This is a genomic window from Limnofasciculus baicalensis BBK-W-15 (assembly GCF_024178385.1).
GTDB classification, from domain to species: domain Bacteria; phylum Cyanobacteriota; class Cyanobacteriia; order Cyanobacteriales; family Coleofasciculaceae; genus Limnofasciculus; species Limnofasciculus baicalensis.
The window spans coordinates 1-15,179 of record NZ_JAMZMM010000133.1; the positions used below are offsets into that span (position 1 = coordinate 1).

Consider the following 15,179-nt stretch of genomic DNA (forward strand, 5'->3'; position numbering starts at 1 on the left):
CTACTAATACGAGGAATTATTTTTTCAGTTACCTTGCCATAAGAACAACATTGGCATGTATCGGTAATTAGTTTACTACCTTCTTTCAATTCTGTTGCCTCGAGTGTAATTTTTTCTTTGCTAGTTACTGTCAATTCTTGACAATTAGGGCAAATACTAAATTTATTTGTATCCACAACATAGGCGCGTATATTTATCCCCTGGGCGATTAGTTTGGGACGGCATCTAGAACATTCCCATCCTTCAAATACAACACTGCCAAGGTTTTGGGCAACAGACTCAGGTTCCCTGAGATGAGATAATAAGGATATCGAGTCTAACTGTTTCATCTGTTGTTGGCATTTTGCACAATGTAAAGGTCGTATAGACCTCCTCTTCCTCTTGTTATCAAACATCTTTTTCGGAATTATAGACAGTGGCACATAAAGAATCCCCCCGGTTAGAAGTGCCAATATCAAACCTGGTACTACAAATAAATTTATATAAATTATGATAATTATTATGGATGGTATATAAAAACATCCCGAACATCCCCAGTAAATAATTTGCCGTGAATTGAGAAGTTTAGGAGAGGTAGAAACTTGAATTGAACTACGATTTAGCGAGCGATAAAATAGGATACAGTTCATTCCCCCTGCCAGAGATGCTGCAATAACTCCTGCATCAACAGTTAGTGCTGCTGTGAATGATATACTGAACAAAAATAAACAGACTAGATAATAAACTGGCTTGTCATGGCTATCTAAACCTTTAATTCGCTCATTGCCTTGAGGTGAAATTAAGGCTAGTTTATGGGAAATTAGCAGCATCCCAACACCAGATATTAATGATAGTATTATCCCTGTATTTGTCAACAACAATGTTGTCTTTTTGTCAAGAGTTATAATTGGTATATTGCTGCCATAAAAAGGAACTTCAGTTGTACTGGAATTAGGACTCTGATGCGGTTGATATGTCTTCAATACGGCAATCAGTTCTTGAGTTCCCACTAGTGTGCCGCCGTCATAATTTCCCAAATTGAATTGCGGTCTAATTTTCTGTTTGATTAGATCAACAACCCAAGCATCAGGTAAAATATCTGTAACCCCATAACCTGTTTCAATTTCTATCCGATTATCGCCATGGGAATACATAAATAGTACTCCATTATCGAGACCTTTTTGACCAATTGTCCAGTAGTTAAACCAAGTTGTGGTAAACTCTTTGGGGGTACTATAAGGAGAGGTTTCCGGCACGGTTACAACCATGATTTCGCAACTATTTTGTCTTGACAATTCGGAAATCATCTGATTGAGTTTTGCTTCGGTTTCAGGACTGAGTGTATTTGCCATATCTGTTACCCAAGTACCTGTTTGTCTGGGAGTGGGTACTTCCTCTACTCTCAATGCCATTACTCCTGGAGAGAAAGCGATAATGGCTAGAGTTATAATAAATAACCAGAATGTTTTTTTGAACATATAGAATATTGAAATACCAAACATTAACTACCTCCTCTACTTGTTTTCAGTATTATTTTGGGCGTAAGCAAGATTCTTTTGATACTCCTGTGCTTTTTGCTGTGCTACAGGATAATTGGGACTATCGGCTGGTACAGTTTGCATCAAAGTAATGGCTTCTTGCCAAGTGGTAGCAACAGCAATCCACTGTTCTTTTCCCTTAGCTTTTTGAGTCATTTGTGCGGCTTTCATCGCTTTATTTACTGCTTCTCTGAAGGGATCTGCTGTCGTTGCTGGGGAAGGTGAAGGAGTTTCGATGGGAGTTAGAGATATAGAGAAATTATTTTCAGGATTGAGGGTGATTGATTGAGGGTTGTTGACCATATACTTTGGCGTATAAGTGGAGGTAATATTTCCACCTAATATACTCATAATTAATCCAGAAATTCCGACATAAAAGCTTTGTCTTACATGTTTTTTATGCCATTTTTTGAAAATGAAAACCCAGGAAGCAAAGGGAATAAAGAAACAAGCAACTCCCCAGCCGACATGATCCATGAAAGCCAAAACAAGTGTCCAGATACCTCCGGCGAAGGCTAAGAGAAAACCTAGAAAAAATAAGACGATTCCTAGAACAGTCATTTTAGTTGCCTTTGATTGATGTAGAAATTAGCAAGGAATTAAGGAAAGTACCAGATTGAATTAACTTTACTTTTAAGGGTTTAAGGGGAAAGGGAAAAATGGTAGGCTAAGTTACGCCGGGAGCATCCCACTTTGGCAAAAAACGAGTGTCTTTGCCAAAGTTTTCACCCCCCCAGCCCCCCTTGTCAAAGGGGGGAGTAAGAATACAACTTGTCAAAGGGGGGAGTAAGAATACAACCTGCATTTCTTCCTTTCTCGGGATGCTCCCGTTACGCCAGCGTGTAATATTAGGTAATTTTGATTGTCCATTTTTTCTATTTCTCTGTGATTTATGTCTCAACAAGAGGAACTTTATTCTGTAGTTTCTTCAAGACTATGGAGTAAGCGATTGGTAAGACAATTGGCCAAAGGATAGTACCAATAATGAAGGCGAGTAAACAGAATCCCTTCTCTTGATTGGACAAGCTAATATCTTGCTTAAAGTAGTTGAACCAGATTCTGAACAAATAGATGGCTATTAAGACGTAACCTGACACTAAGCAAGAATTCATCTTTGTATTTCCTACTATGGAGTATGTGGCAGTGAGAAGTTTTGAGGGGGTGCATAGGAATTGGGCAAAAGTCGATTTGGTTTATGATTTGCTGATGTCTTTCGAGATTGACTAGATAAAGCTTATAATGATGGATCTATCCAGGCTTTGGGGTTCACCTTTTGGCTCAATCTCAGGTTCACTTCCTGATTTACTCCTGATCCCAAAACTGAGTCACAATATAGAAAAATTATTGGTACATGTAGGTATGGCTTCATTGAAAGCGTCTGTCGAGGGATTAAAAATAGTGGACAGGGCTAGACAACGGATGGGTTGGACTAAAACTAGGACAGTTGCTTGGTGGCAAAATGCGAATACTTCCCAAGCCACTTTGAAGCGGTTTTGGCGGAGATTTGCAATTCAAGAAGAAAATTTTATTGACATTTGTAAGGCGGTGGGGCTAAGTAATTGGGAAACCGTTAGCGAAAGGTATCTTGAGGAGGAAGTAGAAGTTGAAAAATTACCAAAATCCGGTCAAGATTGGGGCGAATCACCAGATGTTTCTGGTTTTTATGGCAGAAATCGGGAACTGGAAATTTTAGATAAATGGATTATTCAAGATCGCTGCCGTTTAGTAGTACTATCTGGTATGGTGGGTATTGGGAAAACTGCTCTTTCTGTGATGCTTGCGGATCGGATTCAGGATGGGTTTGATTATGTAATTTGGCGCAGTCTCCGTTATGCCCCATCGGTTTCAGATATCCTGGAAGAAGTGCTTCTTTTTTTAGGAGATGGACAAGAAACTGATTTACCGCAAGAGATGGGGCGGAGAGTCTCGCTCCTGATGAAGTATTTAAAAAACCATCGATGTTTGCTGATACTAGATGAAGTCCAAACAATTCTCAGTCGGGGCGATTCCCTAAGAGATAATTTGACTTCACGCACCGGACAATATAGGGAAGGATATGAGGGCTATAGTGAACTTTTTCAACGGATTGCGGATCAATTTCATCAGAGTTGTTTGGTTATAACGTCTCAAGAAAAACCTCAAGATATTGTTTCTAGAGAGGGTGAAACTCGACCAGTCCGCTGTTTGAAATTAGAGGGGTTGTTAGAGGGAGACGCACAGCAAATTTTTCGAGATAAAGGGTTATTAGATCCTCAGTATTGGGGAACGCTGAACAAAATTTATCGTGGTAATCCTTTATGGTTAAATATTGTTGCCGCATCAATTAAAGCCTCATTCAATGGTAGCGTTTATGAGTTTTTAGAACTGAATACGATATTTTTAGGGGATATTCGCTCGCTGTTAGATTTATCCTTTGAGAGATTGTCCCCTTTAGAAAAAGAGATTGTTAATCAATTAGCGACTGATAGTCAGGCAATTTCGATTGGTAATTTACAAGAAAAATTTGCCCAGCTTTCTTGTTCTGAGTTAATCGAAGCTATAGAATCTTTAGATAGGCACGCGCTAATTGAAAAGCAAATCGAAGGCAGTGCTGTGCTGTATACATTGCAGCCTGTAGTCAGACGGTATATTATTCGTCATTAATCAGAAATTCAATGTTATTACAAGGTAGATATCGGGTAATTAAACCACTGAGTAGAGGTAGTTTTGGTCAAACCTTTGAAGTGGAAGATCTTGATAATGGTGGGGAAAATAGCAGAAAAGTCCTCAAAGTATTACTGATAGACTCAGAAAAAGCAATTTCCCTCTTTCAACGGGAAGCTCAAGTTCTCCAACAACTCAACCATCCCGGCATTCCTAAAGTAGCATCTGATGGCTATTTTACTTGCCAATTTCCCCAACGCCAAGCACTATCTCATTGCATTGTGATGGAAAAAATTGAAGGGTTGAATTTGCGGCAATGGCTGGCAGCTCAAAACAATCAATCCCTCACTCCTGAGCAAGGAATAGCTTGGATAAAACAACTGCTCCAAATCTTAGCTATTCTCCATCAAGAGAAGTTTTTACACCGAGATATTAAACCATCTAATATTATGCTACGACCAAATGGTCAATTGGTATTAATTGACTTTGGCGCAGTCAAAGAAGCAGCAGAAACTCAATTACATAACATCTCATCAGGAGACGGTACATTAATTATTTCCCCCGGTTATACATCACCAGAACAAGCAATTGGTAGTCCAGGAAGACGTTCCGACTTCTATGCTTTGGGACGTACTTTTGTCCATTTAATTACGGGGAAACATCCCTTACAATTTGAAGATGCTCAAACCCATCAGTTCAATTGGCGCACTAATGCACCACAGATTTCTAGCCAATTTGCCGATTTAATTGATAGTCTAATGGCTCCATCTTATCAGGATCGTCCCCTTGATGCCCGCAAAATTTTGCATCGCATAGAGCAAATAGAGCATCCCCTCAGAGGTAGATTACTGAAGGGAGGAGTAGGATTAGGATTAATTCTATTCTGTATTGCAGTTGTTATTCGGTTTATTCCCAAAACTTGTCCTGTAAAAATTGGCGATAATTTAAGTTGTGGGGAAGAAAATTTATTCCCCACTCAAGCACTTCCAGAAAAAGCTAAAGCTGCTCAAGAAATTACCAAAAATAATTATAAAAATGCTATTTTATTGCTAGAAAAAGCCCGAAAGATAAAACCCACAGATCCGGAAACTTTAATTTATCTCAATAATGCCAGACTCGGAAACCAATCAGTCTATACAATTGCCGTCGCGGTTCCCATTGATAAAACTCCATTGATAGCTAAAGAAACACTTTGGGGAGTGGCAATTGCACAAGAGGAAATCAATCGAGGTCAAAAAATTAATGGCAAAGGAATTAGAGTAGAAATTGCCAATGATGCTAATAAAGTTGAACAAGCAAAAACGATTGCAAATAAGCTAAAAAGACAAGTGGATTTGATTGCTGTTATCGGTCATAATGCCAGTGAATCAACTCAAGCGGTACTTAACATTTACCAAGAAACTAATTTAGTATTAATTTCATCAAATAGTACCTCGGAAAACCTAGGTAATTCTGACTATTTTTTTCGCACAATTACTAGCGATCGCATACATGCTCAAACCTTAGCAGATTACCTCATTAAACAAGTCCAAAAAACTAAAATTGCTATCTTTTATAATCCCCAAAGTAATTACAGCAAATCTATCCACGATAGCTTTGTATCTAGCTACAACAGCCAAGGTGGAAAAATTATGCCAGAATTTGATTTGTCAGATCCTGAATTTAATGCAATTGATGCCATCAATCAATCCGGAAAACAGGGAGCCAGTGCCTTCGTTTTATTACCAGATGCTCGAACCAGTGAATTCGTTTTTAACAACACATTAAGAGTAGTTGAAGCGAATCAGTGCAGCTATCCGATGGTGGGAGGAGATGCTGTTTATACTAGTGACTTCTTAAAACCAACAGTTGCTAACTGCCTTGTATTGGCTATCCCCTGGCATGAATTAAACAATACTAACTCAAAATTTATCCAATTAGCTAGAAACTTAGGGGCACAAGAAGTGAGTTACCGAACAGCTTTAACTTACGATGCTATGTCTGTTTTGATTACCGCATTAGCTAAAAACCCCAAACCAAATCGTTATTTGCTCCAAAAAACTTTAAAAGATCCTAAATTTGAAGTAACAGGTGCTACAGGAAAGATTACATTTGCACAAAATGGCGATCGCAAGGAAGCGATTAGTCAGTTAGTCACAGTTGTTAAAAAGAATTGCCCACCTTCTAGTTACTTATTTGTGCCTTTAAATTATCCTGATGCTAAGTCTGGAAGTGGGAATTGTCCTAGTAAAACTACTAAGAGTAGGGTGGGCACTCCCCACTAACCTGAGTTCGGTGTTAGGAATTCTGAGTTAGGAGTTAAAAATTAAGAGTTTTAGTTGAATCAGAAGCCATTCACCCAGAAATTGGTGCAAGATCTCAGTTTTAAGTAAAAATATAGATATTTCCGATATATGGATTTATTTAGAGTAATCGACAGACTCATCCAAAATAGATAAAGATAGGATACTCCCAACTATGATAGAATTTATTACCACGACATTTCTCAGTCGCCTCACCTAGCTATGACTCAAACCCCAGACTTTCTCTCCCACCTCAATCCTGGACAACGTACCGCTGTCGAACATTATTGTGGTCCCTTGCTAGTCGTAGCTGGTGCGGGTTCCGGTAAAACGAGGGCGCTAACTTATCGGATTGCTAATTTAATTCTTACTCATAAGGTGGAACCAGAAAATATCCTCGCTGTTACTTTCACCAATAAAGCAGCGCGGGAGATGAAATCCCGAATTGAACTTATATTTGCCCAGCGACTAGCGGAAAACAAATACTCTCAGCGATTGGAATTACTTTCGGAAGAGCAACAAACCCAATTGCGATCGCAAGTTTACCGAAAATACATCAAACCGCTCTGGATTGGCACTTTTCACAGTCTCTGTACTCGCCTCCTCCGCTACGATATTAACAAATATAAAGACGAACAAGGAAGGGAGTGGCAGCGTAATTTTTCTATATTTGATGAGTCAGATGCGCAAAGTTTGGTCAAGAATATTGTTACCAAAAAGTTAAATCTAGACGATCAACAATTCGATCCACGTAAGATTCGTTACGCTATCAGTAATGCCAAAAACCAGGGCTTATCTCCCCAATCATTCGCCCAGGAACAGACAAATTATAAAGGGCGAACAATTTCCGAAGTTTATGGCCATTACCAAGAGCAACTTGCCGCAAATAATTCCCTTGATTTCGACGATCTTATTTTAGTTCCCGTCCAGCTATTTCAACAGAATAAATCAGTTTTGAACTATTGGCATCAGCAATTTCATCATATTTTAGTAGATGAATATCAGGATACTAATCGCGTTCAATACGATTTAATTCGCTTATTAACCACAAATGGGGAAACGAAAAAGAGTGAATGGGATTGGACTGATCGATCTGTTTTTGTAGTAGGAGATGCGGATCAATGTCAACCAGCAGGTACTCAGGTATTAACTACTAAGGGGTACATGCCAATTGAATCTCTAAATCCACAGAAGCATCTATTAGTTAGTTACGATAATCGTGTTTCCAGAGTAGTTGGCAAGGAACAAGGTTATCAGTTTAGCAAAGAGGTGCAATCCTTTGCTGGCAAACTAATTGTCGTGAAAGCAGATAATAAAATAACTCGCTGTACACCTAATCACCGATGGCCAATTCGATGGAATCAATATGCTAAAGAGAATATTTATGTTGTTTATCTGATCCGTCGAGGTAATTGGTATCGGGTTGGCTGGTGTAAATTATTTAAAAGTAATGGTGGATTTCAGTTAGGATATCGGGCAAGGCTTGACAAAGCAGATGGGGCTTGGATTATAGCTATAACGAATAATGTGATAGACGCATCATTGAAAGAAGCTTTTATTGCCGCACGTTATGGTATTCCTACTATAACATTTGACCCGCTCAATAATAATAATCACTACACTAAAGAGACACTGGCTCAGTTATTTAATAAGCTTTCTGATGTTTTGCCACAACATATTAATTCCTGTCTTCAAGACTATGGATTAGATCCGAAATATCCACTTTGTACTCCAGAGCTTGCTTATCAATATGGAGGGGGGCGAGGAATTATTGAGACAGAAGCGATTAATCTAATTTCTGATTTGATGGAGGTAGCTGTTTATAATAGCGAGGGACAAATTAGCTGGAAAACTATCAGTATTGAGTCGGAACCTTACACTGGTTATATATATAGTCTCAATGTCGAGCAGCACCATCTTTACTTCGCTGATGGCTTACTCACTCATAATTCCATCTACAGTTTCCGATTAGCTGATTTCACCATATTATTAGATTTTCAGCAAGACTTTGGTGATGGCTTGTCCGATGAAGATACGGAAACCATGGTTAAATTGGAGGAAAATTATCGTTCCACAGAAAATATCCTCCAAGTCGCCAACCACCTAATCGAAAAAAATACCCAACGAATTGATAAAATACTCCGTGCCACAAGAGGAGTTGGGGAAAAGATTTATTGTTATCAGGCAGATGACGAGTTAGCAGAAGCCAATTTTGTAGTTAGTCAAATGCGGAGGATGAAGCAAAGCAATCCTGAACTAGACTGGGGCAGTTTTGCTATTTTATATCGCACTAATGCTCAATCTCGCCCCTTGGAAGATGCACTCCGTCCAGATATTCCCTATATTATTGTAGGTGGACTAAAGTTCTACGATCGCAAAGAAATTAAAGATGCCTTGGGCTACTTGAGAGCAATCGCCAATCCAGCGGATACTGTAAGCCTACTACGAATTATTAATACTCCTCGACGGGGTATTGGTCAAGCCACAGTTGATAATTTAGTCGTCGCCTCCCAAGAATTAAGCATTCCCTTGTGGGAAATACTCTGCGATGAAACATCAGTCAATACCATGGCAGGGCGTTCCGCAAAATCTGTGAATAAGTTTGCTAAAATAATTCAGAAATGGCAAGGAGAAGTTGAGAATTTCTCCGCTGCGGGTATTCTCCGGGGCATTATGGATGAATCTGGTTATATTGAGGAATTGCAGAAACAGGGGAATGAAGAAGCAGAAGGCAGATTAGAAAATATCTCAGAATTATATAATGCGGTACAGCAATTTCAGGAAGAGAATAACGACAGTACATTACAAGGTTTCTTAGGCAATGCTTCCCTAGCTTCCGATTTAGATAATCTGGAAGAAGGGCAAAAAGCTGTATCTTTAATGACACTTCATTCTGCTAAAGGATTAGAGTTTCCTGTAGTATTTCTTGTTGGTTTAGAACAAGGATTATTTCCCCACAGTCGCAGTATAAACGATCCCGTTTCCCTGGAGGAAGAGCGTCGTCTTTGTTATGTAGGTATTACTCGCGCTGAGGAACAATTATTTCTCTCTCACGCCAGGGAAAGGCGACTTTATGGCTATCGGGAACCCGCTTTGCGTTCCCAGTTTCTAGACGAATTACCACGAGAGTTAATTAGCAGCAAAAATCCTGGGCAGGTGAAGAAAGTGAAGGTGGAAAATTTAGATGATAATCTGTCAGTTGCGGCTAAAGGGAAACGGGGAAAAAACGACTCGCAGGAGTGGAATAAAGGCGATATCTTAATTCACGATACTTTTGGCACGGGGCAAGTTACCCATGTTTTTAAATCTGGCATTAAAGTTAGTATCGCTGTGAGTTTTGCGGATTTAGGGACTAAAATTATTGACCCGAAACAAACTAATTTGCGGCGGGTGAAGTAAAGGGGGAGTAGTTTAGCTAATTCCCGTACTATCCTGTCCATAAGCTTGCCAAGCTAAATCTACTAAACCATTAATAATAGCAGCAGCCACCACTGCTGAACCTTTACGCCCTTCAATCCGAATATGAGGAGTGAGAGAATCTTCCAATCGGGATTTGGCGACATCCACCTCAACAAATCCCGCAGGTGTACCAATCACCAAAGCAGGGCGAATTTCCTCTGCTTCAATTAATTCAACCAACGTGGTTAGCGCAGTTTGAGCTTGCCCGACGACAAAAATCCCTTCTGGGTAGCGTCTGGCGAGAGTTTCTATCCCCCAAGCAGCTTTCGTCTTTTCTTTTTGGGGACGAGTAATAGCTTCCATGCTGCAATAGACAGGATTAGCAAAAGTATCTTGGATATGGGGCGCGATTCCCACCTGCACCATTGGCGCATCCACCACAATAGTTGTACGGGCGGCTAGTGCGGCAGCACCAGCTTGTAGAGCTCGCTCAGAAAAGCGAATCAAATGCTGATATTCAAAGTCAGCCGTCGCGTAAATTACACGGCGTACAATCTCATATTCTGCTGCGGAAAAGGTGTGATTGCCGATTTCGCGGTCAATAATTGCCAGACTTTGGGCATCCGTTACGTGCCATTCCATAATAAATTTCTATTTCCAAAAAGGATTTACCGATTCTTAGCGATAGCGATAGATAGCACTCGCCAAGGCGCTTAGGACAAGGGGCTTAAGTCCATTGTTAAAATTTACTAGCATAGAATGTCCTAACCGCTGTGGCGGTTGCTGTAGCACAAACGCCCACACATACCATTATGTAGCAATCATACACTGAGCCTAACTATCGGGCTGACACCAGCTTACTAATTCCGGAAAATTCGGTCCATCGTTGAAAGAAGAAATTAATTATAAGGAATGCAGGCTGAAAACCCCGGAGGAACAGGCGCACAGCGCCGTATTCCGTGCTTTAGACGGGGATGAAAGCTGCCATCGCAGGTTTTAACCTGCCGTATCACTTCTTCTTTGGAACTCTCTTACAAAATAGTCTCTTCTTTTGTAAGAAGAGGTGACAAGACGATGTTAAGTTTAACTTACGAGTACAAAGCAATGCCCACAAAGGAGCAAATCCAACAAATTGAACATACATTGACGGTGTGTCGCAAGGTTTGGAATTTTGCTTTGCGAGAGCGCAAGGATTGGTTAAGCTCTCGTAAGTGTCCCATCAACGCCTGTTCCATCACTTCTGAGTACATCACACCTGCGGACGCACCATATCCTAATTACTACGAGCAAGCAAACGCATTAACTCGTGCTAAAGCTGAGTTTCCAGAACTAGCAACAGTTCATTCCCAAGTCTTGCAGCAAGTGTTGAGGAAACTGGAAACTGCTTTTGTGGATATGAGTCGCAAAAAGATGGGTTTCCCCCGGTTTAAGAACAAGTACAGGATGCGGTCATTCGTGTACCCGCAACTAGGAAAAGGTCAGGTTCTTAAAGGCAATCAAGTTAAACTGCCTCAATTAGGTTGGATGGAATATGTCAAGTCTCGTGAAATACCTGATGGCTTTAAGGTTAAACAGGTCAGAATTGTTCGCAAGGCTTCGGGATATTTTTTGATGATGACCTTAGAATGCGATCTCTCGGTTCCTGACACTGTAGCTAGTGGACACCCCAGGGGGATTGATTTAGGGCTAGATAAATTTGCAGCTACTTCTGACGGGAAATTGATTGAACGACCCCGTTTTTTGAACACACTGCATCGCAAGCTGAAATTGCTGCAACGCAGGCTCAAGAATAAGAGCAAAGGGTCAAACAATCGTCACAAACTAAACCGCAAGATAGCCCGACTTCATCAACGCATTTCAGACACCCGCAAAGATTGGCATTTTAAGCTTGCTCATAAACTTTGCAATGATGCTGGGATGGTGTTTGTTGAGGATATCGATTTTCGTACCTGGGCAAAAGGGATGTTAGGTAAACACACTCTTGATGCAGGGTTTGGTCAATTTGTATCTATCCTCAGATGGGTGTGCTGGAAACGGGGTGTGTATTTTGGCAAAGTGGACAAAGATTACACATCACAAGTATGTCCACAATGCGATACACATACCGGGAAGAAAGAACTCAAAGAGAGGATACATTCTTGTCATTCATGCGGTTATACTACTCACCGAGATGTGGCGGCCGCACAAGTGATCCGGAACAGAGGGGTCAACGCGCTGGGACGCAGCGTGTTAGAAAATGCCTGTGGAGACAACCTGACGGGGACTGGCAACAGTCTAGTTAAGAGTCCTAGAAGCAGGAAGAAGGGTGGAGAAGCGCGGATTTATCCCGCTTCGTAACATCCTTTGAGAATCCCCGTGCATTTATGCCGGGGAGTACGTCAAAGGTGTAAAGGTATTCGGGCGGGAAGAAGTGCGTTGAAAACTCACGCAAACCAGTTAAGCTTGGGGTATTTACTCAACGGGCGCTACCAAATCGTTCAAGTTAAGAGCGCCCGGTCATGGAGTCAAACCTACATTGTGGCAGATACCCGTCAAAACGGACAGCCCCAATGTATAGTTAAGCATTTCCAGCCCCAGGGGATTCATCCTAAATATTGGAGATTCGGTAAGCGTCTGTTTGATAGAGAAGTGGATATTCTCAAGAAACTGGGTAACTACAGTCAGATTCCTAAGCTTTTAGATAGTTTTGCAGATGATAGAGGCTTCTACATAGCGCAAGAGTTGATTGTGGGCAACCGTCTGAGTCAGGAATTACCCATCAGCCGCTATTGTAACAAACGCTGGAGCGAGTATCAGTGCGTTAAATTCCTCAACGATATTTTCGGTATTCTGGAATTCGTTCACCGTCAAGGGGTAATTCACGGAAATATCAACCCAGATAACCTCATCCGCCGCAAATCTGATGGTAGGTTTGTCTTGATTGATTTTGGTGAGGCGTATCAGATTAATTCAGCTTCTCAGGTGAAGGCGGTGGAGGGAATCGGGTTTTCTTCGTCTCTGTCTCTCACCTCTAGCTTTTCACCTCTCACCTCCCATAGCCGATACGCACCAAAGGCAGGTTTTCCCCATCCTAATAGTGACTTATATGGAATAGGCGCGATCGCAATTCAGGCAATTACCCGGCTCAACCCTGAAGAATTTCCCATCAATCCGGATACTGGGGAGATTAGTTGGGAACAACACGCATCAGTGAGCGAATCGATGGCTTTTGTTCTCAACCATACTGTACAACAAGACCCCCAAAAGCGCTTTCAATCCGCTACTGATGCCTTAATTGTTTTAAAAACCCTAGTGATGAGTTGTGAGGTGCAACAAGTGAGTAATCAGGAATTTGTTAATGAATTAGCTGTAGAGCAAACTATCAAGCCTACAAATAATCAAATTTTAGAGCCAAATTGGTTCAACTTTCCACCCCTAATTACGGCAACGGGAGTCGGTATCGCAGCTTCTAATACTGTGGCGATTTCCTTGGGACTTTATTCTCTTCTATATGCCGCTCCCTCTAATCCTGCACTCGATCTTTTAGAGAGGGCTAGAATAGAATATGATGAGGGTAATTTTAATGAGGCAATTGCTCTAGCTCAATCTATTCCCACCGATAGCTCTCTCTATCAAAAATCTGTATCTACAGTCCAAAAGTGGCGACAAGAATGGTACAATGCCGAGGCTCAGTATAAAGCCGCTGCACAAGCCTTGATTGAGGAACGTTGGCATGATGTACTCTTGGAATCCCGTAAAATTAACAATGTCAAGATTTGGCAACGGAAAACTCAGCCCTTGGTAGAGGAAGCGAAACTGCGCCTAGAAGCAGAAGCTCAAGAGTTATTAGCCATGGCATACGGACAAGCAGCTCAGAAAGATTTTACCAGTGCGATCGCATTTCTCAAACAAATTCCCCCAGAAACACCCACGGGAGCCAAAATTTACCCCAAGTTATCTGAATATCAAGAAAAGCAGCGGATTAAAGCTCAATCTTTATTACAACAAGCTTACCAAAGAGCCGGAGAGCGAGACTTTAAGGCTGCCTTAAATTATCTCACCCAAATTCCCGAAGATACCCCCACATATCAAACAGCTCAAGTTAAGATGGCTGAATATTCCCAAAAGCAAGCTTCTATCGAAGAAGTGAAGCGGATTGTCGAATTAGATAGGGCAGCCCAAGGAAAGTCAGGGGAAATTTCAGACCGAACTGCTGCCGAGTCATCCGTCAATACTGATAGTACAGGTAAAACTGTCGAACTCAATCCCGGCGAGCAGCTTCAGGAGGTTAAACCTAAAATTTAGTATTAACAGGACGCAAAGTTTTTATATGTAGGGTGTGTTAGCTTTGCTAACGCACCATTGATGAAGCCATTGAAGCGGTGAAACAATTAAAAAACAATCCGGAACTCTATCTATCAATGATAGATAATGGATTGAAACGTCCCCAAGAATTTACAGAAGAAATAATTACTGAATATTATAACTTAATCCACAATTATCTCACATCTTTTTAGCCAACAATCTGAATAAATCATTAAATTACATAGCCACGATGAAGTGATGCTCCATTGCCTAGAATTCAGTATGGGTGATGGTTTTCGCCGCCTGTTAGTACCACCGCAGGGGGTAACTTCCGCTTAACTTGTCACGAATGGGATCTAGCTAATGCCCACAGCAACCAAAATCAATTTGTGCAAATTGATTAAAAGCTATATCAATTTATGTAAACTTTTGTGTGGCGAGAGAAAATTAGTACAACCGACAGGTATACAATCAAAACCAGCGTCTAACAAGCTCATCAATAGACCTCTGGCAAATGCAAAGGTTTAAGGAGCTTCAGTTCCTGATTTCTTGTTAGGAGTTTCCGAATAAAAGAAAGGAGTCTAATAGAGCGCACCGTTGGGAATTGTGCCTTTTGAAGGCAAAATTTTTTGAGCAAACGCAAAGGAGTTATTCAATTTAATGAGTATTCCGATTCAAGTTTCACCAGCAACGAACGATCTGAGCCTATCCATAGATCAGACGTTGGCAGAAGTGGTGAAAGTCACTATCCCGAAGTCTGGGGTAGTCCCGAAAGTAGATGTCTATTTTATGGCAGATACAACCAGTAGCATGGCTCCAGCGATCGCTGCCGTCAAGAGTGGCATGGTGGATATCCTCAACCGAACCCAGGCGCTAGGGTCTGATGTTTGGTTTGGGGTTGGCAACTACAAAGACTTTCCAGCCCCGGCTGTGGGGAGACATCCCTACGTCTTCCCGCACCCGTGTACTCTGAGTGCCAATCTCCCCGATGTCATAGCGGCAGTTGATCCCTGGACAATCACCGCCGGCTTCGACCTTTCCGCGTCTCCGTTCT

The 15,179-nt window shown here is 41.2% G+C and carries 9 protein-coding genes and 1 pseudogene; 7 read left to right on the top strand and 3 right to left on the bottom strand.

What is annotated here, in order from left to right:
* On the bottom strand, positions 1 to 1,457 hold a 1,457-nt coding region (locus tag NJ959_RS14410; RefSeq protein ID WP_254012447.1), incomplete at its 3' end, for a TPM domain-containing protein.
* Positions 1,458 to 1,493: 36 nt separating this feature from the next.
* On the bottom strand, positions 1,494 to 2,078 hold the full coding sequence (locus NJ959_RS14415) for a hypothetical protein (RefSeq protein WP_254012448.1): 585 nt from the start codon (positions 2,076 to 2,078) through the stop codon (positions 1,494 to 1,496).
* A gap of 678 nt (positions 2,079 to 2,756) precedes the next feature.
* Between NJ959_RS14415 and NJ959_RS14420 the strand changes: the two genes are divergently transcribed.
* From NJ959_RS14420 to NJ959_RS14430, 3 genes are all read left to right on the top strand, one after another.
* Positions 2,757 to 4,160, top strand: coding sequence for an NB-ARC domain-containing protein (locus NJ959_RS14420; RefSeq protein ID WP_254012449.1), 1,404 nt, complete (start codon positions 2,757 to 2,759; stop codon positions 4,158 to 4,160).
* A gap of 11 nt (positions 4,161 to 4,171) precedes the next feature.
* Positions 4,172 to 6,424 carry a bifunctional serine/threonine-protein kinase/ABC transporter substrate-binding protein gene (locus NJ959_RS14425; protein ID WP_254012450.1) on the top strand — a complete coding sequence of 751 codons (2,253 nt, stop codon included), beginning with the start codon at positions 4,172 to 4,174 and terminating at the stop codon, positions 6,422 to 6,424.
* A 240-nt stretch (positions 6,425 to 6,664) separates the two neighbouring features.
* The gene (locus tag NJ959_RS14430) at positions 6,665 to 9,841 is read left to right on the top strand and encodes a UvrD-helicase domain-containing protein (protein WP_254012451.1); all 3,177 of its coding nucleotides are present in this window, start codon (positions 6,665 to 6,667) and stop codon (positions 9,839 to 9,841) included.
* A gap of 12 nt (positions 9,842 to 9,853) precedes the next feature.
* Here the strand turns inward: NJ959_RS14430 and NJ959_RS14435 are convergent, their stop codons facing one another.
* Positions 9,854 to 10,483 (bottom strand): precorrin-8X methylmutase, encoded by a 630-nt coding sequence (locus NJ959_RS14435; RefSeq protein ID WP_254012452.1) that lies wholly within the window; start codon positions 10,481 to 10,483, stop codon positions 9,854 to 9,856.
* 432 nt (positions 10,484 to 10,915) lie between these two features.
* On the opposite strand from NJ959_RS14435, the gene NJ959_RS14440 reads away from it, so the two are divergent.
* The 4 genes and pseudogenes from NJ959_RS14440 to NJ959_RS14450 all read left to right on the top strand — a co-directional run.
* Positions 10,916 to 12,178: an RNA-guided endonuclease InsQ/TnpB family protein gene (locus tag NJ959_RS14440; RefSeq protein WP_254012453.1), complete on the top strand. Its 1,263-nt coding sequence runs from the start codon at positions 10,916 to 10,918 to the stop codon at positions 12,176 to 12,178.
* A gap of 78 nt (positions 12,179 to 12,256) precedes the next feature.
* A complete protein-coding gene (locus NJ959_RS14445; RefSeq protein WP_254012454.1) occupies positions 12,257 to 14,125 on the top strand; it encodes a serine/threonine protein kinase in 1,869 nt (622 codons plus the stop codon).
* A gap of 77 nt (positions 14,126 to 14,202) precedes the next feature.
* Positions 14,203 to 14,337 carry a hypothetical protein gene (locus NJ959_RS30185; protein ID WP_256529221.1) on the top strand — a complete coding sequence of 45 codons (135 nt, stop codon included), beginning with the start codon at positions 14,203 to 14,205 and terminating at the stop codon, positions 14,335 to 14,337.
* Positions 14,338 to 14,785: 448 nt separating this feature from the next.
* Positions 14,786 to 15,179: pseudogene (locus NJ959_RS14450) on the top strand (hypothetical protein); the annotation flags it as partial.

What these genes read in the sequence shown, in the direction of transcription:
- NJ959_RS14435 (WP_254012452.1), bottom strand. Translation starts at nt 10,483, where the DNA reads ATGGAATGGCACGTAACGGATGCCCAAAGTCTGGCAATTATTGACCGC.
- NJ959_RS14420 (WP_254012449.1), top strand. Translation starts at nt 2,757, where the DNA reads ATGATGGATCTATCCAGGCTTTGGGGTTCACCTTTTGGCTCAATCTCA.
- NJ959_RS14440 (WP_254012453.1), top strand. Translation starts at nt 10,916, where the DNA reads ATGTTAAGTTTAACTTACGAGTACAAAGCAATGCCCACAAAGGAGCAA.
- NJ959_RS14415 (WP_254012448.1), bottom strand. Translation starts at nt 2,078, where the DNA reads ATGACTGTTCTAGGAATCGTCTTATTTTTTCTAGGTTTTCTCTTAGCC.
- NJ959_RS14430 (WP_254012451.1), top strand. Translation starts at nt 6,665, where the DNA reads ATGACTCAAACCCCAGACTTTCTCTCCCACCTCAATCCTGGACAACGT.
- NJ959_RS14425 (WP_254012450.1), top strand. Translation starts at nt 4,172, where the DNA reads ATGTTATTACAAGGTAGATATCGGGTAATTAAACCACTGAGTAGAGGT.